The organism is Actinophytocola sp. (assembly GCF_009379765.1).
Classification (GTDB): Bacteria; Actinomycetota; Actinomycetes; order Mycobacteriales; family Pseudonocardiaceae; genus Actinophytocola.
Genome location: NZ_WHTD01000059.1, coordinates 1 through 22,849, shown reverse-complemented (window position 1 = coordinate 22,849; position 22,849 = coordinate 1). Strand labels below are relative to the sequence as shown.

Genomic DNA, 22,849 nt, shown 5'->3' with positions numbered 1-22,849 from the left:
CACAGCGCCCCGGTGGCCCCCACGGGGGTCCCGGGGTGCTGTGTGTCCAAGAAAGGTAGGACATGCCCAAAGAGATCAGCTTCGACGAGGACGCTCGTCGGGCTCTCGAGCGCGGCGTGAACAAGCTCGCCGATGCGGTCAGGGTGACGCTCGGCCCGCGCGGCCGGCACGTCGTGCTGGCCAAGAAGTTCGGTGGTCCGACCGTCACCAACGACGGCGTCACGATCGCCCGCGAGATCGAGCTGGAAGACGCGTTCGAGAACCTCGGCGCCCAGTTCGCCAAGAACGTCGCCACCAAGACCAACGACGTCGCCGGTGACGGCACCACCACGGCCACCGTGCTCGCCCAGGCCATGGTCCGGATCGGCATGCGCAACGTCGCCGCGGGCGCCAACCCGATGGCACTCGGCCAGGGCGTGCAGCTCGCCGCCGACGCCGTCGTCGAGGCGCTCAAGAGCAAGGCGACCCCGGTCAAGGGTCGCGACAACATCGCCCAGGTCGGCACCGTCGCCTCGCGCGACGCCTCGATCGGCGCGCTGCTCGGCGAGGCCATCGAGAGGGTCGGCGAGGACGGTGTGATCACCGTGGAGGAGTCCTCCACGCTGGCCACCGAGCTCGTCATCACCGAAGGCGTGCAGTTCGACAAGGGCTACATCTCCGCCCACTTCGCCACCGACCTGGAGGCGCAGGAGGCGGTGCTGGAGAACACCGCGGTGCTGCTGCACCGCGAGAAGATCTCCTCGCTCAACGACCTGCTGCCGATCCTCGAGAAGATCGCCCAAGCCGGCAAGCCGGTGCTGATCGTCGCCGAGGACGTGGACGGCGAGGCGCTGTCGACCCTGGTCGTCAACTCGGTGCGCAAGACGATCCACGCGGTCGCGGTCAAGGCGCCGTTCTTCGGCGACCGGCGCAAGGCGTTCCTCGACGACCTCGCGGTCGTCACCGGCGCCACCGTGGTGTCCACCGACGTGGGCAAGAAGCTGTCCGAGGTCGACCTCGACGTGCTGGGCTCCGCCCGTCGCATCGTGGTCTCCAAGGACGAGACCACGATCGTCGACGGCGGCGGCAACAAGTCCGAGGTCGAGGCGCGCGCCGAGCAGATCCGCAAGGAGATCGAGGCGACCGACTCCGACTGGGACCGGGAGAAGCTGTCCGAGCGGCTGGCGAAGCTGTCCGGCGGCGTCGCGGTCATCCGGGTCGGCGCGGCCACCGAGACCGAGCTGGCCGAGCGCAAGCACCGCATCGAGGACGCGGTCGCCGCCACCAAGGCCGCGGTCGAGGAGGGCATCGTGCCCGGCGGCGGCTCGTCGCTCGTGCACGCGGCCAAGGACCTCGTCAAGCTGGCGGAGTCCTACTCGGGTGACGTCGCGACCGGCATCGCGATCGTGCGGGACGCGCTCGCCTCCCCGCTGTCGTGGATCGCGGCCAACGCCGGGTTCGAGGGCCCGGTGGTCGTTTCCAAGGTGCGCGAGCTCGAGTGGGGTCACGGCTTCAACGCCGCCAAGCTGACCTACGGCGACCTGCTCGCCGACGGCGTCGTCGACCCGGTCAAGGTCACCCGCTCGGCGGTCACCAACGCGGCGTCCATCGCGCGGATGCTGCTCACCACGGAGGCATCCGTGGTGGAGAAGAAGGAAGAGGAGCCGGAGGCCGCCGGTCATGGCCATGGGCACGGTCACGGCCCGGGCTACTGACACCTTCTACACAGACGCGAACGACGAACGCCGCGCCCGGTCTCGACCGGACGCGGCGTTCGTCGTGGTCGGGAGCGCTACGTGGCCACCGCCAGCGTGCGCTTCTCGAGCTTGATGATGGCCTCCCGCTCCGCCTCGGACAGGCCACCCCAGATGCCGTACGGCTCGTGCACCGCCAGCGCGTGCTGGCGGCACAGCTCCAGCACGGGACACGCCTGGCAGATCGCCTTCGCTCTGGCCTCACGTCGCGCTCTCGCCGGGCCGCGTTCCCCATCGGGGTGAAAGAAGAACGCGCTGTCCATGCCGCGGCAGGAGCCCTCGAGCTGCCAGTCCCAGACGTCTGCGTTGGGACCGGGGAGCCTGCGAGTGTCCGCCATGGTGACCGCCTCCCTCGCCGGAAATTCGTACGTACCGACTACTCCATTCGGTGCAGCGGAACCAACGCTAGAACCGCGCCAATGCTTGTTCAAGAGTGATCGACTCATTGGCCTGGACATTCAGCCGATCGATTCGCCAGGTAGACGCAGCGTGTTCGTCGATCCAGTTGCCGGACGCCAGTGATCACCCGACGATGGGAGGGTGGCGACGAAGGAGGCGTCCGTGGGCGATCATGGCGCGAACGGCGGGCTCTCGCTTCTGGGCACCCGGACCGATGGGACCGACGAGCTCCAGGACGAGCCGACGCTCCCGGTCGCGGCCGTCGCGCGGCGGCTCGGGGTCGCGCCGGCCACCCTGCGCACCTGGGACCGCCGGTACGGCATCGGCCCGCGCGAGCACACCACCGGCCGGCACCGCCGGTACGCCCCGGCCGACGTCGCCCGGCTCGAGCTGATGCAGCAGGCACTCCTGCGCGGTGCCACCCCGGCGGAGGCGGCGAGCTACGCGCTGCGGCAGGCCCCCACCGAGCCCGAGGTCCAGGTGCTCGCCCCGCGCGAGTCGCGCGAGTCGGGCCTGCCGCCGCTGCTGCGGGACGTCGGCCCGCGGTCGGCGGCGGTGGTCGGGCTGAGCCGGGCCGCGATGGCCATGGACGCGGTCGCCACCCAGCAGCTCATCGCCGACCGCGTCACCGACCTCGGCGTGGTCGCGGTCTGGGACGACGTGCTGCGGCCGGTCCTGTCGGCGCTCGCCGCCCGGTGGGCCCAGTCCGGCGAGTGCGTCGAGGTCGAGCACCTGGTCCACGAGTGCACGCTGGCCGCGATGATCGGCGCGACGCCCGTGGTGACCGCGCCGCGCAACCCGCGCCCGGTCCTGCTGTGCTGCGCGCCCGACGAACGGCACAGCCTTCCTCTGTATGTACTGCGCGCCGCGCTCGCCACGGCCGGCGTCGGCACCCAGATGCTCGGCGCCGCCCTGCCGGCCGAGGCGCTGGCCGCCGCGGTGCGCCGCACCGGGCCGGCCGCGGTCGTGGTCTGGGCCCAGCTGCCCCGCCACGGCGTGGCCGACGTGTTCGAGCGGGTGCCGCGCACCAGGGCCCGGGTACGGCTGTTCGCCTGCGGGCCCGGCTGGTTCACCACCGACCTGCCCGATCGGGTGGACCGGCTCGAGGACCTGGCGGACGCGGTCCACCGGATCAAGTCGCTGGTCGGCGCGTGACGGACGTGGCCGACGCGGCCTTCGGTCACCGGCCGGACCTCGTCATCACCCGAACGCCAACCGACCCGCGCGAGCGGTGGCTCGCCGCCGTCGTGCTCGGCGGCCAGGGGCGGTACGCGGCCGCCGCGACCGTCCTCGACGGGTTGCGCGGCCATCCGGACCCCGTGCTGGCCGCGCTCGCCTGCGCGACGCTGGCCTCGCACCGTCGCCAGCTCGGCGGCCACGCCACCGCCCGGGTGCTCGACGCCGAGGGCCACGCCCGCCTGGCCGGCCTCGCGGACACACCGGGCATCGCCGAGGCCCGGTCGGACGTCCTGCTCGGGCTCGCCGCCGACGCGGTCGGCGCCGCGCGGCTGGGCGAGGCGCGGCGGCTCGTCGCCACGGCCCGGTCGCGGGGGGCGGGCTGGCGGGCCGCCGTCCGCACCGACTGGGTTTCGGCAGAGATCGAGTTGAGTGCCGCTCGAGCCGAGGAGGCGGTGCCCTACGCCGAGCGGGCGGCCGTGCGCGCAGGTCAGGAGGGCTCTGTCCGGCACCGGATCAAGTCCTCGATGGTGCTCGGGGCCGCGCTCGCGGCGCGCGGGACGACCGGGCGGGCGGAGCGGATCGTGCGCCAGGCGCTGGCCGACGCGACCGATCTGGGCCTGTTGTCGCTGGTCTGGCCGGGGGCGTTGATCATGGCCGAGTTGGACGCCACTCGAGCGGACGAATTCTGTCGGTGCGCGGGCCTAGTCTTACAGAGCGTGTTGCGTCGGACCGACCCGATCGGTCGCCGGCTCGCCGAACGCTCTCCGTGGGTGCCTCGGCTCGCTGGCCCAACTGGGTGACGGGGTGGGTACAGACATCTGGGCGAACTGGTCGGAAGAATTACCACCAGATCGTGTCAAGGTTCGCCTCGAAGCGTCCGATAGGGGAGGAGTACGTCACTCGGCTGCAGGAAGGAGTCCCCGTGACGACGGTCTTGATTTGCGACGACCGCCGCGGCGTGCGGGAAGGCTTGACCCGTGTCATGTCCGCGGTTCCAGGGGTTAGTCGCATCGACTGCGTAGCGCACGGTGACGAGCTGCTCGCCAGGTTCTCCCGCGCTCCGGTCGACGTCGTTCTAGTCGGCACCCAGCGCGCGGTGCCGACCGGGGTTGAGGCGACCCGCCGTCTGGTTTCGGCGAACCCGCAGGCCAACGTGATCGTGTTCGGCGCTCCCGACGACGCCAGCAGCATCGCGGCCGCGATCGCCGGCGGTGCCCGCGGCTACCTCCGGTGGGACGCCTCGCGTCCCGAGCTGGTGGCCGCCCTCGCGCACACGCTCGCGAGCACCTCGGTGCCCGCGCCGCGGCAGCCGTCCGATCCGGGCGTGCAGCTCACCGATCGCGAGCTCCAGGTGCTCCGCGGCATGGCCATGGGCAAGAGCAACGGCCAGATCGGCCGCGAGCTCTACCTGTCCGAGGACACGGTGAAGACCCACGCCCGCCGCTTGTTCCGCAAGCTCGGCGTCCGCGACCGTGCCCAGGCCGTCGCACACGGCTTCCGGCGAGGTCTCGTCTCGTAATATTCGACACACGCGCACCGGACGACGCCCACCCGCACGCCATGCGGGGAAGGCGTCGTTCAGCGCGTCCGGGCCCACCTGAAACGGTGGCCGGCCGACGGCGAGTAGGACGTCGGTCACCCAGAGGAACGACACCGTGTCGCTCACCAGCGCATAAGGGAGCGGTTTGTGTTGCGCGGTACGGTGGGTGACACCCGGGTGAGGGAATGCACAGCCCCTCACCGAGTGTGATGTCCGACTGACCGTACCTGCACGTAACACCGAGGCTGCTCGCTGCGATGACCACATTGGGGGACGGACTGGACGCTTCAGTTGGCGCTGCCGTCGAGGGTGATCCACGCGCCATTGACCGGGTGCTTGCGTCCATCCGGCCTCTGGTCGTGCGGTACTGCCGCGCGCGTGTGGGAAGGCAGGAGCGTTCGTTCGCTTCGGCAGACGACGTCGCACAGGAGGTGTGTCTCGCGGTGCTAACGGCATTGCCCAGCTACCGCGACCAGGGACGACCTTTCCTGGCGTTCGTGTACGGCATCGCCGCGCACAAGGTCGCCGACGCGCATCGAGCCGCTGGGCGTAACCGATCGGAGCCGGTTGCCGACGTTCCAGATGAACCGGAGACCGATGCCGGTCCGGAGCAGCGCGCCATGCAGGCCGACCTCAGCCGTCGGATGGGTGATCTGCTGGACGTGCTTCCGGACAAGCAGCGGGACATCGTACTGCTGCGGGTGGTTGTCGGACTCTCGGCCGAGGAGACCGCGGAGGCGGTCGGCTCGACGCCGGGAGCGGTTCGGGTGGCGCAGCACCGCGCGCTCGCACGGTTGCGGAAGACGTTGTCCGCGGAGGAGGTGGTCTGAATGGGTGATCGAGGGGATCGAGGCGAAATGGGTACCGGTTTGCCACAGGATGACCGGCCGGCCGAGGCCGCTTCCGACTTCGACTTCGATCTCTCGTCGGTTCACGCCGACGACGAGTATCTCGACCTTCTCGGTGGGGCGAACCTGGAGGATCCGGACGGGGTGCCGGACGACCAGTTGAGCGCGCTGCTGATGGCATGGCGCCAGGACGTCGAGACCGAGCCCATCGGCGAGCTCATCGACGACAAGCTCGCCACGGTCACCGTCCAGGCCGCCCGGCTGCGCCGCAAGCGCCGCCCGCGCCTGCTCGTGCCGGTGGCCGCCGCGGCAGCCGTGCTGGCGATGGCGTTCGCCGGCGTCGGTCTCGCCGCGCAGAACGCCCAGCCTGGCGACACGCTGTGGGCGCTCACCAAGGTGCTCTACGCCGACCACGCCCGTTCGGTCGAGGCCGCCCAGGCGGTCAGGGCCGACCTCCGCGAAGCCAAGGCCGCACTCACCGACGGCGACCTCGACGTGGCCAAGTCCAAGCTCGAGGCCGCGCACGCCGCACTGCCCACGGTGTCCAAGGAGGAGGGCAAGGACGACCTGGAGAAGCAGCACGCACAGCTGCTCGCGCAGCTCCCGGGCAACCCGTCCGGCGAGGCGCCGTCGCCGCCACAGCCCAACCCGAGCACCGCCACCGACAACCCCGGCAGCGGCACCGATCCGGGCACCGACCCGGGCACCGGTTCCGGCGATCCGCAGACCTCCACCTCGCCGGACACGAGTGAGAGCACGCCGCCGGACGACACGAGCACCACCAACCCGCCGACCACGACCGAGGAGAGCCCCCGCAGCGGCGAGCCGGGCGACGAGCCGGCCAGCCCGTCCGGCGGAGAGCCCCTGGGAGCGCTGTCCGTCCCCGAGAGCGGTGACTCCGCGGCCGCGGAACCGACCGGCGAGCCGGTCGGCTGAGCCCGACCACTCGCGAGCTACGCTTGCGCCCATGATCGCAGGTCACGTGTACAGCCAGGCTCCCCGCTGCGGGGAGTGCGGCGGTCGTGCGCTGCTGATCGAGGAGGCGGCGCAGGCGTTGGTCAAGGAGTCCCTCGGCCGCCTGGTCGCCCGCCGCTGCACCCAGGAGGACGGCTGGCACGTCCACGACCCCGCGACGGAGACCTGATGCCCTGAACGACGCGCTCAGGGCGTTCAGCGTCCCGAGCGACGCGTTCGAGGCATCGGTGGCCGGCTCCGGCGCGGGACCCTAGTTCTGCGGGGTCAGCGCCCGCTTCGCGGTCGCGGTGACGCCGTCGGTGAAGCCGCGGCAGTACTCCCAGGACACGTAGGCCGCCGGGTTCGGGTCGAAGGCGGGCTCGTGCGGGCGCATGCGGCCGTCGTTGAGCAGCTGTTCCAGCGATGCTCGCAACAGGTCCCAGTCGTGGTAATGCGGCTCCTGGCACTCCGCGCAGTCCACGACCACACCGCGGACCGCGCGTTGCTCGAGCAGTGACTGGTATACAGCCAGGTCCCGCAGGTCGGCCAGCAGCTCGGCGCGCTCCTGCGAGGTGACAGTCTCGTCGACCGGCTCGTCAGGACTGTCGAGCGCCCGCGCGGGGTCGTCCGGATCGCCCGCGAACGGGTCTGGCGGCAGTGCGTCGTCCCTCACGACCTCGCACGGTACCGGGCCGGGTGGTCGGGTGGTCCAGATACCATGGGTTATCGGTGTCCAGCCTGCGAAAACGGAAGGTCCGCATGACCACCGCTGAGGGAGTCCCGGCCAAGTTCGCCACGCTCGGGCTCACGTTCGACGACGTGCTGCTCCAGCCGTCCGAGTCCGACGTCGTGCCGTCCGAGGTGGACACCAGCACCAGGCTGACCCGCAACGTCACGCTGCGCATCCCGCTGGTCAGCGCCGCCATGGACACGGTCACCGAGGCCCGCATGGCCATCGCCATGGCCCGGCAGGGCGGCATCGGCATCCTGCAGCGCAACCTGTCCATCGAGGAGCACGCGCGGCAGGCCGAGACCGTCAAGCGTTCCGAGGCCGGCATGGTCACCGACCCGGTCACCTGCCTGCCCACCGCCACCCTCGCCGAGGTCGACGCGCTCTGCGCCCGCTACCGCATCTCCGGCGTCCCGGTCACCGACGCCGAGGGCACCCTCGTGGGCATCATCACCAACCGGGACATTCGCTTCGAGGTCGACCACACCCGCCAGGTCAGCGAGGTCATGACCAAGGGCCCGCTCGTCACCGCCCAGGTGGGGGTGAGCGCGGACGCGGCGCTGGGCCTGCTGCGCCGGCACAAGGTCGAGAAGCTCCCGATCATCGACGGCGCCGGCATGCTCCGCGGCCTCATCACGGTCAAGGACTTCGTCAAGACCGAGCAGTTCCCCAACGCCACCAAGGATCCCGACGGCCGGCTCATCTGCGGTGCCGCGGTCGGCGTCGGCGACGACGCCTACAAGCGGGCGATGACCCTGGTCGACGCGGGTGTCGACGTGCTCATGGTCGACACCGCGCACGGCCACTCCCGCGGCGTCATCGAGATGGTCCGCGGTCTCAAGAAGGAGCTCGGTGACGCGGTCGACATCGTCGGCGGCAACGTCGCCACCCGGGCCGGGGCGCAGGCGCTGGTCGAGGCGGGCGCCGACGGCGTCAAGGTCGGCGTCGGCCCCGGCTCCATCTGCACCACCCGGGTGGTCGCCGGCGTCGGCGTCCCGCAGATCACCGCGATCTACAACGCCGACCTCGCCTGCCGCCCGGCCGGCATCCCGGTCATCGGCGACGGCGGCATCCAGCACTCCGGCGACATCGCCAAGGCCATCGCGTCCGGCGCGTCGGCGGTCATGCTCGGCAGCCTGCTCGCCGGCACGGCCGAGTCGCCGGGCGACGTGATCCTGGTCAACGGCAAGCAGTTCAAGACCTACCGCGGCATGGGCTCGCTCGCCGCCATGCAGTCCCGCGGCGCGACCCGGTCCTACTCGAAGGACCGCTACTTCCAGGACGACGTGCTCAGCGAGGACAAGCTGGTGCCGGAGGGCGTGGAGGGGCGGATCCCCTTCCGCGGCCCGCTGTCCCAGGTCGTGCACCAGCTGGTCGGCGGCCTGCGGTCGGGCATGGGCTACACCGGCTCGCGCACCGTCGCCGACCTGCAGAACGCCCAGCTCGTGCGCATCACGGCGGCCGGGCTCAAGGAGAGCCACCCGCACGACGTGACGATGACCGTCGAGGCCCCCAACTACACCACGCGCTGAGGCGCGCTCGGAAGGACGACCACAGTGCGGGATCTTGTCGAGATCGGCATGGGCCGGACGGCCCGGCGTGCCTTCGGGCTGGACGAGGTGGAGATCGTCCCGTCCCGCCGGACCCGCTCCTCCCAGGACGTGTCCACCGCGTGGCAGATCGACGCCTACCGGTTCGACATCCCGCTGATCACCCACCCCACGGACGCGGTCGTGTCCCCGGCCACCGCGGTCGCCGTGGGCGGGCTCGGCGGGCTGGGCGTGCTCAACGCCGAGGGCCTGTGGGCACGGCACCCGAACGTCGACGAGGCGCTGGCGAAGGTCCAGGAGGCGGCCGGCTCCTTCGACACGGCGGCCGACCTCACCGCGCTCACCCGGGTCCTGCAGGAGCTGCACGCCGCGCCGATCCGGCCCGAGCTCATCGCGGAGGCGATCAAGCAGGTCACCGAGGCCGGCGTCACCGCGGCCGCGCGGGTGAGCCCGCAGCGCGCCACCGAGCTCACCCCGGACCTGCTCGCCGCGGGGGTGGAGATCCTGGTCGTGCAGGGCACCATCGTGTCCGCCGAGCACGTGTCCAAGGGCGGCGAGCCGCTCAACCTCAAGAGCTTCATCGCCGACCTCGACGTGCCGGTCGTCGCGGGCGGCGTGCACGACTACCGCACCGCCATGCACCTCATGCGCACCGGCGCTGCGGGCGTCATCGTCGGCTACGGCTCCGGCCCGGTCACCACCACCGACAGCGTGCTCGGCATCGGCGTGCCCATGGCCACGGCCATCGTCGACGCGGCCGCCGCGCGCCGGGACTACCTCGACGAGACCGGCGGCCGGTACGTGCACGTCATCGCCGACGGCGGCGTGGACGTCAGCGGCGACATCGCCAAGTCGATCGCGTGCGGCGCGGACGCGGTGATGCTGGGCTCGCCGCTCGCGCTGGCCACCGAGGCGCCCGGGAAGGGCCTGTACTGGACGGCCGCGGCCGCGCACCCGTCGCTGCCCCGCAGCCGGGTCGAGCCGGTGGCCGACGTCGAGGAGCTCGTCGACCTGCGCACCCTGCTGTTCGGGCCGTCCTCGGACGCCGAAGGGCTGGTCAACCTGTTCGGCGCGCTGCGCCGGGCGATGGCCAAGACGGGCTACTCCGACGTGAAGGAGTTCCAGAAGGTCGGCCTGACGGTGCGCTCATGACCCGCCGCGATGGGGTGGCCGAGTCCGGTGACCTGGTCCTGGTCGAGCTGACTGCCGAGGACAAGGACCAGCTCGACGCCGAGGAGGACGGCGGCGCCTACGACGTCGACGAGGACGCCCGGCCGCCCGCCTACGTGCCGGCGGTCCGCCGGCTCGGGGTGGTCGCGGGCGACGAGCTGGTGGGCTCGGTGAGCTGGCATGCCACCGGCTACGGGCGCACCTTCGGGTGCACCGCGTGGAACATCGGCATCGGCCTCGTGCCGGCCGCGCGCGGCCGGGGGCTGGGCGCCCTGGCGCTGCGGGTGCTGGTCCAGTACCTGATCGCCACCACCGAGGTCGACCGGATCGAGGCGGAGACAGACGTCGAGAACGTGCCGGCGCAGCGGGCGCTCACCCGGGCGGGGCTGCGCCCCGAGGGCGTGGTTCGCGGCGCGCACGTGCGTGGTGGCGCGCGGCACGACATGGTGTCGTTCGGCCTGCTCCGCTCGGACCTGGTCCGAGCGGAACCGGGCGCAGGGCGGGTGATCGTGGCCGAGCGCGACGGGGTCGCGCTGGTCCGGCCGGTGGAGGGTGAGCGGGAGAAGTTCTACGTCGAGGCGGCCGGCGACTTCGAGATCGACCAGGACGACCGGCCCCGGGTGGCGGCGGCCTCGCGCAGCTCGCTGCTCACCGTGCTGGATACGGAGAGCGGCGCGTTGCTCGGCGGCGTCACCTGGCACGCGGTCGACTACGGCGGCACGCTCGGCTGCTCGGCGTGGAACATCGGGATCGGCCTGCTGCCGTCGGCGCGCGGCCGGGGTGTCGGTACGGTCGCGCAGCGGCTGCTGGCCGAGCACCTGTTCGCCACCACCGAGATCGACCGGATCGAGGCGGGCACCGACATCGAGAACGTCGCCGAGCAGCGGGCGTTGGAGCGCGCGGGTTTCCGGCGCGAGGGCGTGCTGCGCGGGACGCAGCTGCGCGGCGGGGAGCGGCACGACCTGGTGCACTACGGGATGCTTCGTACTGACCAGTAGCTTTCGTCGGGCGGTCGAACTAACCTCGTCCGCATGGACGGCGACATGGACTACGACGTGGTGGTTGTCGGTTCCGGGTTCGGGGGCAGCGTCGCGGCGCTGCGGCTCACCGAGAAGGGCTACCGGGTCGCGGTGGTCGAGGCCGGCCGCCGTTTCGCGGACGACGAGTTCGCCACGACGTCGTGGGACCTGCGCAGATACCTGTGGGCGCCGGCGCTCGGGTGCTTCGGGATCCAGCGGATCCACCTGCTGAAGGACGTGATGATCCTCGCGGGCTCCGGCGTCGGCGGCGGCTCCCTCGTCTACGCGAACACGCTCTACCGGCCGCTGAAGCCCTTCTACGCGGACCGGCAGTGGGCGCACATCACCGACTGGGAGTCCGAGCTCGCGCCGCACTACGACCAGGCGTCGAAGATGTTCGGCGTCGTGGCGAACCCGACGATCACCCCGTCCGACGAGGTGATGCGGAAGGTCGCCGTGGACCTGGGCGTGCCCGAGACGTTCCACCCGACCCCGGTCGGCGTGTACTTCGGCTCACCGGGCGAGTCGGTGCCGGACCCGTACTTCGGCGGCGTGGGCCCCGCTCGGACGGGGTGCACCGAATGCGGCTCGTGCATGACGGGCTGCCGGGTCGGCGCCAAGAACACGCTGGTGAAGAACTACCTGTACCTGGCCGAGCAGGCCGGCGCGAAGGTCCTGCCGCTCACCACGGTCACCGCCGTCCGGCCGCGTTCCGCCGGCGGCTTCGACGTGGACCTGCGCCGCACGGGCCGTCGGGTGCGCGCGACGGTCAGTGCGTCGCGGGTCGTGTTGGCCGCGGGTACCTGGGGGACGCAGCGGCTGCTGCACTCGATGCGCGACACCGGCGTCCTGCCGTCGCTGTCGCCGCGGCTGGGCGAGCTGACCCGCACGAACTCGGAGTCGATCATCGGCGCGGCCCGGCCGACCGTCGACCCGTCCCGGGACTTCAGCCGCGGCGTGGCCATCACGTCGTCCATCCACCCCGACGAGATCACCCACATCGAGCCGGTCCGCTACGGCCGGGGCAGCAACGCGATGGGCCTGCTGCAGACGGTCGCGACGGACGGCGCCGCGTCGGCGCCCCGATGGCTCCAGGCACTCCGTTTCCTGGCGCGGCACCCGGTGAAGTCCGCGCAGCTGCTGCGGGTGCACCGCTGGAGCGAGCGAACGGTGATCCTGCTGGTGATGCAGAGCCTGGACAACTCCATCACCACCTACACCAAGCGGGGCCTGTTCGGCCGCCGCAGGTACACGTCCCGCCAGGGCCACGGCGAACCGAACCCGGCGTTCATCCAGGCGGGCTACGACGCCAACCAGTCCGCGGCCCGGCACATCGACGGGATGGCCGGCGGCACCTGGGGCGAGGTGTTCAACATCCCGCTGACCGCCCATTTCATCGGCGGCTGCCCGATCGGCTCGTCGGCCGCCGAGGGTGTGATCGACCCGTACCACCGGGTTCATGGTTATCCCGGTCTGTCCGTTGTGGACGGCTCGGCGATCTCGGCGAACCTCGGTGTGAACCCGTCGCTGACGATCACCGCCCAGGCCGAGCGGGCGTTCTCCTTCTGGCCCAACAAGGGCGAGCCAGACCCGCGGCCGGCCCAGGGGGCTCCGTACTCGCGGCTGGCCCCGGTGGCACCGGCGAACCCGGTGGTCCCGTCGGCGGCACCGGCCGCGCTCATCAGTTGCCGTACGGGTTGACCGGACGTACGCGCCCGGCGGCTATCTCGTTTCGAACGGCCCGGAGGTCGTTCGTCGCGACATAGACGCGGCCTCGTGTCTCACCGACCGGTTCGAGCAACTTGGCCGCCACCATCATTCTCAGATCCCTGGCCGCGGTAGGAGGCTCGAGACCGGCTTCCCGCGCATAGCCCGCCCGGCGCACCTTGAGACCGAGCAGCGCGTCGTAGATCGCGAACCCTGCCCGCTCGGGAAGGTGTTTGCTCGCAAGCAACTCGTCGATTCGTACCCACATCCGGCTGGCTTCGTCGATACGACGCAGCACGGTCTGCGCTTGCATGTGGTGAGCCATCAGGTTGAACTTGACCCACGGCGTCGCGTCGCGGCCGGGACTCCACCTTCCTCGGCCGACCCCGGCCAGCACATCGTAGTAGGCGTTGGTGTTGCGGCCGAGCCATTCCTCGATGCTGCTGAACTCCGGCGTCAGAATTTTCTCTCTGGCCAGTACAAGAGTCTGCAGTGCGCGCGCCATGCGCCCGTTGCCGTCACGGAAGGGGTGGATCATCACCAGGTTCAGGTGAGCCATCGCGGCGCGCACGAACACGGGTGCGTCGGTCCCGGCTGGGACGACATCGACGAGTTCGCCCATCAGCCCGGGAACGATGTCGGCGTCGGGGCCTTCGTAGACGATGGTGCCACGCTCGTCGTCATGGACGTAGATCGACTTCTTTCGGTACAGCCCAGGACTTTTCTGCATGTTGACGAATCATTCGTCAACATGCACGGATCATTCGTGAACATGCACGGATGAACTGTTCATCCGCGCATGTGCCATCACCCGGCGAAGGGTGGCAGGGTGGGGGCGTGGCGAAAGCGTTTGCGTCCAGTGCGGACACCGAGGCCAAGACCGAGACGTTCACCGAGCTCGCGCCCGGTGTCCACGCGCTCACCGCGGACGGGGATCCCAACGTCGGGGCCATCGAGGCGGAGGACTTCCTCGTCTGCTTCGAGGCTCGGGCCACGCCCGTCGCGGCGCGGCGGTGGCTCGCGCGGTTGCGGGAGCGGACCGACAAACCGGTGCGCTACCTCGTACTCAGCCACTATCACGCGGTGCGGGTGCTCGGGGCCAGCGCCTTCGAGGCGGGCGAGATCATCACGCATGAGCAGACCCGGCGGCTGATCGCCGAGCGCGGGCAGGCGGACTGGGACTCCGAGCTCGGGCGGATGCCTCGGCTGTTCGAGGAACCCTCCTCGATCCCGGGGCTCACCAGGCCCACGCTCACCTTCTCCGACCGCATGACCATCCCGCTCGGCAACGGCCGTGAGCTGGTCCTGAAGTACTGCGGGCGCGGGCACACGGCCGGCGACATCGTCGCGTGGCTGCCGGACGAGCGGATCCTCTTCGCCGGCGACCTCGTCGAGGCGCGGGCCGCCCTCTACACCGGCGACGCGTTCCACCGGGACTGGGCGACGTCCACATTGGACAACGTGGCGGCCTTCGGCGCGACCGCGCTCGTCGGCGGGCGGGGCGCCGTCGCGCGGGGCGAGGAGGAGGTCGCGGCGGCCATCGCGCAGAGCCGGCACTTCCTCGACGAGCTGCGCCGCACCGTCGGCTCCGTGCATGCCGCCCGGGGGAGTCTGGCCGAGGCGTTCGCGGCCGCGCATGCGGCACTCGCGTCCCGGTTCGGCGGGTGGCCGATCTTCGAGCACTGCCTGCCGTTCAACGTGCAGCGCCACTGGGACGAGCTCGACGGCGTCGACTGGCCGCGCATCTGGACCGCCGAGCGCGACCGCGAGGTGTGGGCGGCATTGCAGGACGGCTGACCGGGCCCCGCCACGTCGCATTCTCCCAGACCGAGACGTGCGTGGTGCTGGCGCTCGTGAAGGGCTCGCGCTGCCAACCGCTCCAGCGGTCGCGCAAGGTCATCCCGGCGAGTCGTGCCATCAGGTCCAGCTCGGACGGCCATACGTAGCGGTGCGGCGAGGAGAAGGTCTCGAGCTCGCCGTCGACCACCCAGTAGTGGTGGGAGAAAGCGATCTGCGCCGCGATGTCGTACTCCTCGAAACCGAGATGCGTCGGCGTCACGGTGAACGCGTGGAACGTCTCGCCGGGCGGGAGCCGTTGGAGCGCCGGGATGTACACCTCGATGACGAAGCATCCGCCGGGTTCCAGCTGCGCGGCGACGTTGCGGAAGCACTCCACCTGTTCGTCCTGCGTGGTCAGGTTGGTGATCGTGTTGCGCACGAGGTAAGCGAGCGTGAACGTCCCGCCCACCCTGGGTGGTCGCGAAGTCGCCGATCGTCACACCGATGTCGGCCGCGCCCGGTTTCGCCCGCAGCCGCTCGACCATGGCCGGCGACAGCTCGATCCCGTGCACGCGAACGCCCCGCCCACGCAGCGGTAACGCGATACGACCGGTACCGACGCCGAGCTCGAGAGCGGCGCCCGCTCCCGCCAGATCGGCCAGGAAGCTCACCGCCGGGTCGACGACCGCCGGGTCGAACAGGTTCGCCCATGTGGTGTCGTACCCCTTGGCCATCCGTTCGTCGAAGTAGATCTCGGGCACGGGTGCACTGTGCCAGGGGCTCCGTAGAGTCGCGACCGAGTTCTCGGGTCGTCGCGGGCAGACCGGGGGCAGGCAGCGGAGGGAGTGGGATGTCGGAGCCGGTGGTCATCGCGGGGGCGGGGCCGGTCGGGATGGTCGGGGCGCTGCTGCTGGCTCGGCACGGGGTGGCCAGCGTCGTGCTGGAGGCGCAGCCTCGGCGGGTCGCGGTGGGGAGCCGGTCCATCTGCGTGCAGCGCGACGTGCTCGACATCCTCGAACGGGTCGGCGTCGGCGCGCTCGTCGCCGACGCCGGGGTCACCTGGACCCGCGGCCGGACCTACTTCCGCGAGCACCAGGTCCTCGAGATCACCTTCCCCGAGGTCGGCGACAGCGCCTTCCCGCCGTTCGTCAACACCCCGCAGTCCGTCGTCGAGCTGCTGCTGGAGCAGCGCCTCGCCGAGGAGCCGCTCATCGAGGTGCGGTGGGGCCAGGAGGTCACCTCCGTCGCGCAGGACGACCACGGGGTCGACGTCGCCACCCGCGGCGGGGTCGTTCGCGGGTCGCACCTGATCGCGGCGGACGGGCAGCGGTCGGCCGTTCGGCACGCGCTCGGGCTCGCGTTCGACGGGATGTCGTTCTCCGACAAGTTCCTCATCGCCGACATCCGGGCCGAGCTCGGCTACTCGGTGCCGGAGCGGCGGTTCTACTTCGACCCGCCGTGGAACCCGGGCCGGCAGGTCCTACTGCACCCGCAGCCGCACGGGGTCTGGCGGATCGACTGGCAGGTGCCGGACCAGTTCGACCTGGCCACCGAACGCGACAACGGAGGGCTGGACGAGCGCATCCGCGCGGTCGTCGGCGATCGGGGCTACGACATCGTCTGGCTGTCGGTCTACCGTTTCCACCAGCGGATGGCCTCGCGCATGCGGGTCGGCCGGATCCTGCTCGCCGGCGACGCCGCACACGCCATGAGCCCGTTCGGCGCCCGAGGGCTCAACTCCGGAGTCGCCGACGCGGACAACGCCGTCTGGAAGATCGTGCTCGCCGGACAAGGGCGCGCCGGGCCCGGACTGCTCGAGTCCTATCACCTCGAACGGGGGGCCGCCGCCGAGGAGAACCTCCGGATCACCGGCGACACCATGCGGTTTCTCGTGCCGCAGACCGACGCCGAGAAGGCCAGGCGAGTCAACGTCCTGGAACGCGCCGTCGACGACCCGGACGCCCGCACGGAGATCGACTCGGGAAAGCTCGCCGAACCGTTCTGGTACGTCGACTCGCCGCTGACCACCGGCGACCGGCTGGTGCGGTTCCCGCGCGAGCCCGGCGCCGCGCGGCCACCGGTGGCGGGCGTGCTCTGCCCGGACGGCCGGCTCGACCGCGGCATGCGGCTGCGCGAGCTGGTCGGGCCCCGGTTCGTGGTACTCACCCACTGGTGCCCGTGGCGGCCGGCTGACGACTGGGAGCGCGAGCTGGTCGGGCAGCCGGTCCCGCTCGACCAGGAGGAGGACGACCACCTCGTCCAGGCCCTGCGGCTGCGGCCGCGCTCGCTGGTGGTCGTCCGGCCGGACGGGCACCTCGCTGCCGTGCTCCGGGAACCCGAGCCGCCGGAGCCGATCGGCCCGCTCGTGACGGCGGCGCTGCGGCGCGCCACCGGCTGGGGCTAGCGAGGCAGATCGACGGCGGCTTCCCGGGCTACGGAAGGAAATCTCCCGTCACGCCCTTTCGACGCAGCTCCGCCTCAAGATGGAACTCCTTCCTCACACCGGGCCGGCCGGGCGCGGCATACCTCTCATGCTCGTCCTGGGGATGGCTGAGAACGGTTGCCACGGTGGCAAGCCACGCTCGGGACTGTTCCTCGTCCAGCGCAACTCTGTCCAGATCGGCCACCGTGAGTCGGTAGCCGGCGATGGTGTCCTGCTGTTCGAGGAGGGCCGCGGAGTTGAGATTCTCGAGCCAGACTGCGGGATTCAGTTCGGCGAACTCCATCAAGTGGAACGGCTGGTGGCTGCTGTGGAAGCCGCCTGCGTCGGGTACAACTCGGAGGTGGAGGTTTGGCCGCACGGCCAGCCGCAACAGGTGATGGACCTGGTCGGACATGATGTGGCGGCCGGCCCCGGTGCGGGTCACCACGTGCTCGTCGATGAAGAACCGGCACTTGGGCGGATTGTGTTGATCGTGGCGGTCCTGGCGTTTGGTCCGCAGAGCCACGCGTTCCGGGATCTCCTCCTTCGGGATGAATGGCATGGATTCCATGAGCGCGGTCATGTAACTCTTGGTCTGCAATAGGCCTGGTACACGCCCCGGATCGAAGCCGGTGATCGCGGTGGCCGCGTCCTCGTTGTTGCTCAGGGTGGTGAGCCGTATCGGAAGGCACTCGCCGAACTCCACCCACCAACTTGGTTCGAAGGCGCGTTCTGCCAACTCCAGCAGCTCATCGCGGCGGGCGCCGGTGACGTCGCACTTGGCAAGCAGCGCGGCGATGTCCACCAGCTTCGCCCCGCGCTTGCCGCTGAACAGCCGGCTGATCCGGCTGGGCGTCCACTTCAGCGCCAGCGCGAGCTGCCGGCCGTTGAAGCCCTTGGCGTCCGCTGCCTTCTGTAGTGCCAGCCCGAGCTCGCGGGACCGGACGGTGGGCTCCAGATCGAACATCGCGCACTCCTCGTCACTCGACTACCACGTGCCGTCCACGTGTTGTCCCACGCTAGAACGCGACCCCGCAGAGTGCCGCATTCCGCTGGGCAGGTTCACGCGGACGGAGCCGGCGTGCCGGCGGGGCAACACTGCTAAGTTGCGCCAACGATGAAGAAGAGGCTGCCCTGGGTGATCCTTGCCGTCGCGGTGCTCGTCGCCGCGGTCGTCGTGACGCTGGTGCTTACCGCGAACGACGCGCCGGTCGAGACCCCCGACGCCGAGTCGGGCTACGACCTCAGCACGCCGGAGCGTGCCGCCGAGTCGTTCGCGAGGGCGGCGGCGGCCGGCGACGGCGAGGCGCTGCTGGAGCTGACCTGCCTCGACGACCCGACGTGCGTGGCGCAGCAAGGCGCGGGCGTCGCTCAGCAGGTCGACGAGGCCAAGCGGCTGATCCTCGCCAGCATGGCCGACCTCGCCGCGCAGCTCGACGGCGCCGTGTTCGGCAAGGCCTCCGAGGCGGCCGTGCCCGGCGCGATGGAGGTCTCCTACCGCACGCCCGGCATGGCCGCCGGCGAGCGCCGCTCGCTGATGTTCGTGAAGTTCGAGGGCCGGTGGCTGTACGTGGGCAGCGCGGGCGCGTCCGCTCCGGCAACCTGATCACCTACCCATACGTCTGGGCAGGGGGAGGTGTCGGGGCCTTGATCAGTAGACGAACGTTCCTCGCCGCGGCCGCGGTCAGCACAGTGGTCGGCACGGTGGGTGCCGCGGCCGGGTGCACCGGGTCGCCGTCCGGCACGGCGGGCACGCCCGCACCCACCACACCGCCGTCGCCGACGCCATCGAGCCCGCCGAAGCCGGTACCGCCGGACTGGAACACGTTGCGGGCCAAGCTGCCTGGCGGGCTGGTGCTCCCGGGCGAGGCCGGCTACCCGGCCGCGGCGCAGGTGTACAACCCGCTGTTCGACACGCGCAAGCCCGCCGCCGTCGCACGCTGTACCCGGCCGGAGGACGTGCGGGCCTGCGTGGACGTCGCCGCGAAGGCGCGGATGCCGATCGCCGCGCGGTCCGGCGGGCACAGCTACGCCGGCTACAGCAGCCCGGACAACGCGCTGGTCGTCGACCTGCACCCGATGTCCGGAGTGGACACATCGCCGGACGGCGTCGCGGTGATCGGCGCGGGGACGCGGCTGATCGACGTCTACGCGGGACTCGCCGAGGCGGGCCGGTGCCTGCCGGCCGGGTCCTGCCCGACGGTCGGCATCGGCGGGCTGACGCTGGGCGGCGGCATCGGCGTCCTCGCCCGCAAGTACGGCCTGACCTGCGACCAGCTGGTGTCGGCGCAGGTCGTCACGGCCGACGGCAGGCTGGTCACCGCGTCGGCCGACGCGGAGCCGGACCTGTTCTGGGCGCTGCGCGGCGGGGGCGGCGGGAACTTCGGGATCGTCACGTCGTTCACCTTCGCCACCGCGCCGGCCCCGGCGCTGACGGTGTTCTCGCTGCGGTTCGGCGGGGGCGCGGCGGACGTGCTGGGCGCGTGGCAGTCGTGGGTGGCGGACCTGCCGGACGAGCTGTGGACGAACTGCGTGGTCTCGGCCGGCTCGCCGCCGACCGCGCGGGTGGGCGGGTGCTTCGTCGGGTCGGCCGGCGGGTGCGAGCGGCAGTTGGCGCGGCTGGGACTCGCCGCGTCGTCGCGGTTCGTCACCGGCAAGTCCTATCTGGACGCGATGCGGTACTTCGGCGGCTGCTCGCAGCGCGGCGTGGCGCAGTGCCACCCGGAGTCGGAGGGCGGGTGCTGGGGCGGGAGTCGTTCGTCGCGTCGTCGCGGATCCTGGAGAAGCCGGCCGACCCGGCGGCGGTCGTCGCGCTGCTGGACGGCCGCTCGGGGTTGGACCTGCTGCTCGACTCGTTGGGTGGCGCGGTGTCGCGCATCGCGCCGGACGCCACCGCGTTCCCGCACCGGAGCGCGCTGGCGAGCGCGCAGATCTACGCGAACACCGGCGCCGGCCGGGACGCCGCGAGCCGCCAGGTGAGCGAGGTGCGCGACGGCCTCGGTGCGGTGGCCGGCGCGCACGGGTACGTCAACTACATCGACCCGGGCCTGCCGGACTGGGCCAACGCCTACTACGGCGCCAACCTGCCCCGGCTGCGCGAGGTGGCCGAGACCTACGACCCGGACGGCGTGTTCGCCTTCGCCCAGGGGCTCAAAGCTCCAAACCGGTGAGCACCATGATCCGCTCCTCGGTGAGGTCGGCCATCGCGCTGCGGATGCCCTCGCGGCCGAAGCCGGAGCCCTTCACGCCGCCGTAGGGCATCTGGTCCGCGCGGAACGACGGCACGTCGCCCACGATGACGCCGCCCACGTCGAGCTCCGCGCGGGCCCGGAAGGCCACCTGGACGTCCTTGGTGAACACGCCGGCCTGCAGGCCGTACCGCGAGTCGTTGACCTGCGCGAACGCGTCGTCCACCCCGTCGGTGACCGACACGACCAGCACCGGGCCGAAGACCTCCTCGGCCCAGCACTTCGCGTCGTGCGGGACCCCGGAGAGCACGGTGGGCTCCAGCGACGCGCCGTCGCGCTTGCCGCCCGCCAGCAGCGTGCCGCCGGCCGACACCGCCTCGTTGACCCAGCTCTCGACGCGCTCCGCGGCCGCCTCGTCGACCAGCGGGCCGACCTCGACGTCCGGGTCGTGCGGGTCGCCGGTGCGCAGCGCGCCGATCGCGTCGAGCAGCTTCGGCACGAACGTGTTCGCCACGGCGTGGTCGACCAGCACCCGCTGCACGGCGATGCACGACTGGCCGGCCTGGTAGTTGCCGAACGTCGCGATCCGCTTGGCCGCGAAGTCGAGGTCCGGCCAGTCGGCGCAGACGACCGCGGCGCCGTTGCCGCCGAGCTCGAGCACGACCTGCTTGCGCGGCGCGGAGTCCATGATCGACCAGCCGACCGGGCCGGAGCCGGTGAACGACACCACCGGCAGCCGCGGGTCCTTGACCAGCTCGACCGTCTCCTCGTTGCCGACCGCCAGCACGGAGAACGCACCCTCGGGCAGGTCGGTCTCGGCCAGCAGCTCACCCAGCAGCAGCGCGGACAGCGGGGTCCGCGGCGCGGGCTTCACGATGATCGGCGCGCCGACCGCGATGGCCGGGGCGATCTTGTGCGCGACCAGGTTCAGCGGGAAGTTGAACGGCGCGATGCCGAGCACCGGCCCGCGCGCGACCCGTCGCACGACCGCCATCCGGCCCTCGGCCGCGGGGTCGGTGTCCAGCCGCTGCAGCTCGCCGGAGAACCGGCGGGCCTCCTCCGCGGCGAACCGGAACGTCGACACGCAGCGGGTGACCTCGACGGTCGCCCACTTGAGCGGCTTGCCGTTCTCCGCGGTGATCATCTCCGCCACCTCGTCCGCCCTGGCCGCGATGGAGCGGGACACGTGGTCCAGCGCGGCGGCCCGCACGTGCGCGGGGGTGGTGCGGAACGGTCGCGTGGCGGCCACCGCGGCGGCCACGGCACGCTCGACCTGTCCGGCGCTGGGCACGCAGACCGTCGCGATCTCGTCGCCGTCGTACGGGTGGTGCACGCTGAGCGTCTGGTCACTCTGCTCCGCGCGACCGGCGATGAAGGCGGGCCGGGGGGTAGGCAGGTGCGGCTCTGTCGCGTTCATGCCCTCCACCGTAGTTCCCCGGGCCCGTGCCATGCTTTCCCTGTGACGCAACACCAGCACCGGCCGGTTCTCGTGGTCGACTTCGGCGCGCAGTATGCCCAGCTCATCGCCCGTCGGGTGCGTGAGGCTCAGGTGTACTCGGAGGTCGTGCCGCACACCGCGAGCGTCGCCTCGCTGCTGTCGCGCGACCCGCTGGCGATCGTGCTGTCCGGGGGCCCGGCGTCGGTGTACTCCGAGGGCGCGCCGGCCGTCGACCCCGCGCTGTTCGACGCGGGGGTGCCCGTGTTCGGCATCTGCTACGGCTTCCAGGCGATGGCCCAGGCGCTCGGCGGGACCGTCGAGCACACCGGGACGCGCGAGTTCGGCCGCACCGAGCTGGGCGCGTCCGGCGGCGTGCTGCACGCAGACCTCCCGGCGCGGCACCCGGTGTGGATGTCGCATGGGGACAGCGTGGTCGAGGCGCCGCCGGGGTTCACCGTCACCGCGGGCTCCGACGGTGCCCCGGTGGCCGCGTTCGAGGACGTGTCGCGGCGGCTCGCGGGGGTGCAGTACCACCCGGAGGTGGCGCACTCGCCGCACGGCCAGGAGGTGCTGCGCCGGTTCGTCCACGACATCGCGGGGCTGCGTCCTTCGTGGACGATCGCGTCCATTGTGGACGAGCAGGTGGCGCGGATCCGTGCCCAGGTCGGCGACGGGCGGGCGATCTGCGGGCTGTCCGGCGGGGTCGACTCGGCGGTGGCGGCGGCCTTGGTGCAGCGGGCCATCGGCGACCGGTTGACGTGTGTGTTCGTCGACCACGGGCTGCTGCGGGCCGGCGAGCGCGGGCAGGTGGAGCGGGACTTCGTGGCGGCGACCGGGGTGAACCTGGTGACCGTGGACGCGGCCGACCGGTTCCTGTCGGCGCTGTCCGAGGTGACCGATCCGGAGCAGAAGCGCAAGATCATCGGCCGGGAGTTCATCCGGGTGTTCGAGCAGGCCGAGCGGGATCTGCAGGCCGGCTCGCGGTATGACTTCCTCGTCCAGGGCACGCTGTACCCGGACGTCGTCGAGTCGGGCGGCGGGGCCGGGGCGGCGAACATCAAGAGCCACCACAACGTGGGCGGGCTGCCGGACGACCTGACGTTCGAGCTGGTCGAGCCGCTGCGCGAGCTGTTCAAGGACGAGGTGCGGCGGGTCGGCCTGGAGCTGGGCCTGCCGGAGACGATCGTGCACCG

Annotated in this window: 23 protein-coding genes and 1 pseudogene; 17 read left to right on the top strand and 7 right to left on the bottom strand. The window is 71.6% G+C overall.

Features of this window, described 5'->3' with window-relative positions:
- The first annotated feature begins 62 nt into the window (after positions 1-62).
- Positions 63-1,694, top strand: a complete 1,632-nt coding sequence (gene groL, locus GEV28_RS19175; protein WP_291413460.1) for a chaperonin GroEL — start codon at positions 63-65, stop codon at positions 1,692-1,694.
- A gap of 77 nt (positions 1,695-1,771) precedes the next feature.
- Here groL and GEV28_RS19170 read toward each other — a convergent pair whose 3' ends face one another.
- A complete protein-coding gene (locus GEV28_RS19170; RefSeq protein ID WP_291413459.1) occupies positions 1,772-2,071 on the bottom strand; it encodes a WhiB family transcriptional regulator in 300 nt (99 codons plus the stop codon).
- Between the two features lie 223 nt (positions 2,072-2,294).
- Between GEV28_RS19170 and GEV28_RS19165 the strand changes: the two genes are divergently transcribed.
- The 6 genes from GEV28_RS19165 to GEV28_RS19140 all read left to right on the top strand — a co-directional run bounded on the left by GEV28_RS19165 (position 2,295) and on the right by GEV28_RS19140 (position 6,843).
- Positions 2,295-3,287, top strand: a complete 993-nt coding sequence (locus GEV28_RS19165) for a MerR family transcriptional regulator (RefSeq protein ID WP_367115134.1) — start codon at positions 2,295-2,297, stop codon at positions 3,285-3,287.
- On the top strand, positions 3,284-4,111 hold the full coding sequence (locus tag GEV28_RS19160) for a hypothetical protein (protein WP_291413458.1): 828 nt from the start codon (positions 3,284-3,286) through the stop codon (positions 4,109-4,111). The genes GEV28_RS19165 and GEV28_RS19160 overlap by 4 nt, the downstream gene beginning before the upstream one ends.
- Positions 4,112-4,233: 122 nt before the next feature.
- The gene (locus tag GEV28_RS19155) at positions 4,234-4,830 is read left to right on the top strand and encodes a response regulator transcription factor (RefSeq protein WP_075129007.1); all 597 of its coding nucleotides are present in this window, start codon (positions 4,234-4,236) and stop codon (positions 4,828-4,830) included.
- Between the two features lie 278 nt (positions 4,831-5,108).
- Entirely contained in the window at positions 5,109-5,681 is a 573-nt protein-coding gene (locus GEV28_RS19150) for a sigma-70 family RNA polymerase sigma factor (protein WP_291413457.1), read from the top strand.
- A 39-nt stretch (positions 5,682-5,720) separates the two neighbouring features.
- Positions 5,721-6,635, top strand: coding sequence for an anti-sigma-D factor RsdA (locus GEV28_RS19145; protein ID WP_291413456.1), 915 nt, complete (start codon positions 5,721-5,723; stop codon positions 6,633-6,635).
- A gap of 31 nt (positions 6,636-6,666) precedes the next feature.
- The gene (locus tag GEV28_RS19140; RefSeq protein ID WP_291413455.1) at positions 6,667-6,843 is read left to right on the top strand and encodes a hypothetical protein; all 177 of its coding nucleotides are present in this window, start codon (positions 6,667-6,669) and stop codon (positions 6,841-6,843) included.
- An 81-nt stretch (positions 6,844-6,924) separates the two neighbouring features.
- Here the strand turns inward: GEV28_RS19140 and GEV28_RS19135 are convergent, their stop codons facing one another.
- A complete protein-coding gene (locus GEV28_RS19135; protein WP_291413454.1) occupies positions 6,925-7,326 on the bottom strand; it encodes a DUF5319 domain-containing protein in 402 nt (133 codons plus the stop codon).
- 86 nt (positions 7,327-7,412) lie between these two features.
- Here GEV28_RS19135 and guaB point away from each other — a divergent pair, with 86 nt between their 5' ends.
- The 4 genes from guaB to GEV28_RS19115 are packed head-to-tail and all read left to right on the top strand — an operon-like array spanning position 7,413 to position 12,823.
- On the top strand, positions 7,413-8,915 hold the full coding sequence (gene guaB / locus GEV28_RS19130; protein WP_291413453.1) for an IMP dehydrogenase: 1,503 nt from the start codon (positions 7,413-7,415) through the stop codon (positions 8,913-8,915).
- 24 nt (positions 8,916-8,939) lie between these two features.
- On the top strand, positions 8,940-10,085 hold the full coding sequence (locus GEV28_RS19125) for a GuaB3 family IMP dehydrogenase-related protein (protein WP_291413452.1): 1,146 nt from the start codon (positions 8,940-8,942) through the stop codon (positions 10,083-10,085).
- Positions 10,082-11,101 (top strand): GNAT family protein, encoded by a 1,020-nt coding sequence (locus tag GEV28_RS19120; RefSeq protein WP_291413451.1) that lies wholly within the window; start codon positions 10,082-10,084, stop codon positions 11,099-11,101. The genes GEV28_RS19125 and GEV28_RS19120 overlap by 4 nt, the downstream gene beginning before the upstream one ends.
- Before the next feature lie 33 nt (positions 11,102-11,134).
- Positions 11,135-12,823 carry a GMC family oxidoreductase gene (locus GEV28_RS19115; RefSeq protein WP_291413450.1) on the top strand — a complete coding sequence of 563 codons (1,689 nt, stop codon included), beginning with the start codon at positions 11,135-11,137 and terminating at the stop codon, positions 12,821-12,823.
- Here the strand turns inward: GEV28_RS19115 and GEV28_RS19110 are convergent.
- On the bottom strand, positions 12,804-13,559 hold the full coding sequence (locus tag GEV28_RS19110; protein ID WP_291413449.1) for a Fic family protein: 756 nt from the start codon (positions 13,557-13,559) through the stop codon (positions 12,804-12,806). The two genes, GEV28_RS19115 and GEV28_RS19110, sit on opposite strands and share 20 nt — an antisense overlap.
- Before the next feature lie 107 nt (positions 13,560-13,666).
- Between GEV28_RS19110 and GEV28_RS19105 the strand changes: the two genes are divergently transcribed.
- Positions 13,667-14,626, top strand: coding sequence for an MBL fold metallo-hydrolase (locus GEV28_RS19105; protein WP_291413448.1), 960 nt, complete (start codon positions 13,667-13,669; stop codon positions 14,624-14,626).
- Here GEV28_RS19105 and GEV28_RS42430 read toward each other — a convergent pair.
- Entirely contained in the window at positions 14,523-15,077 is a 555-nt protein-coding gene (locus GEV28_RS42430) for a hypothetical protein (RefSeq protein ID WP_367115133.1), read from the bottom strand. The two genes, GEV28_RS19105 and GEV28_RS42430, sit on opposite strands and share 104 nt — an antisense overlap.
- Positions 15,078-15,153: 76 nt before the next feature.
- Positions 15,154-15,342: pseudogene (locus GEV28_RS42425) on the bottom strand (SAM-dependent methyltransferase); the annotation flags it as partial.
- A gap of 116 nt (positions 15,343-15,458) precedes the next feature.
- Here GEV28_RS42425 and GEV28_RS19095 point away from each other — a divergent pair.
- The gene (locus GEV28_RS19095) at positions 15,459-17,012 is read left to right on the top strand and encodes an FAD-dependent monooxygenase (protein WP_291413447.1); all 1,554 of its coding nucleotides are present in this window, start codon (positions 15,459-15,461) and stop codon (positions 17,010-17,012) included.
- Between the two features lie 28 nt (positions 17,013-17,040).
- Here the strand turns inward: GEV28_RS19095 and GEV28_RS19090 are convergent, their stop codons facing one another.
- Positions 17,041-17,997: a helix-turn-helix transcriptional regulator gene (locus GEV28_RS19090; protein WP_291413446.1), complete on the bottom strand. Its 957-nt coding sequence runs from the start codon at positions 17,995-17,997 to the stop codon at positions 17,041-17,043.
- A gap of 150 nt (positions 17,998-18,147) precedes the next feature.
- Between GEV28_RS19090 and GEV28_RS19085 the strand changes: the two genes are divergently transcribed.
- The 3 genes from GEV28_RS19085 to GEV28_RS42420 are packed head-to-tail and all read left to right on the top strand — an operon-like array spanning position 18,148 to position 20,200.
- Positions 18,148-18,636 (top strand): hypothetical protein, encoded by a 489-nt coding sequence (locus GEV28_RS19085; RefSeq protein WP_291413445.1) that lies wholly within the window; start codon positions 18,148-18,150, stop codon positions 18,634-18,636.
- Between the two features lie 41 nt (positions 18,637-18,677).
- Positions 18,678-20,009, top strand: a complete 1,332-nt coding sequence (locus GEV28_RS19080; RefSeq protein WP_367115132.1) for an FAD-binding oxidoreductase — start codon at positions 18,678-18,680, stop codon at positions 20,007-20,009.
- A complete protein-coding gene (locus GEV28_RS42420; RefSeq protein WP_367115131.1) occupies positions 20,006-20,200 on the top strand; it encodes a BBE domain-containing protein in 195 nt (64 codons plus the stop codon). The genes GEV28_RS19080 and GEV28_RS42420 overlap by 4 nt, the downstream gene beginning before the upstream one ends.
- Here GEV28_RS42420 and GEV28_RS19075 read toward each other — a convergent pair.
- A complete protein-coding gene (locus tag GEV28_RS19075) occupies positions 20,181-21,635 on the bottom strand; it encodes an aldehyde dehydrogenase family protein (protein ID WP_291413444.1) in 1,455 nt (484 codons plus the stop codon). The two genes, GEV28_RS42420 and GEV28_RS19075, sit on opposite strands and share 20 nt — an antisense overlap.
- 42 nt (positions 21,636-21,677) lie before the next feature.
- Between GEV28_RS19075 and guaA the strand changes: the two genes are divergently transcribed.
- Positions 21,678-22,849: glutamine-hydrolyzing GMP synthase (gene guaA / locus GEV28_RS19070; RefSeq protein WP_291413443.1), on the top strand; the 1,172-nt coding region annotated here is incomplete at its 3' end.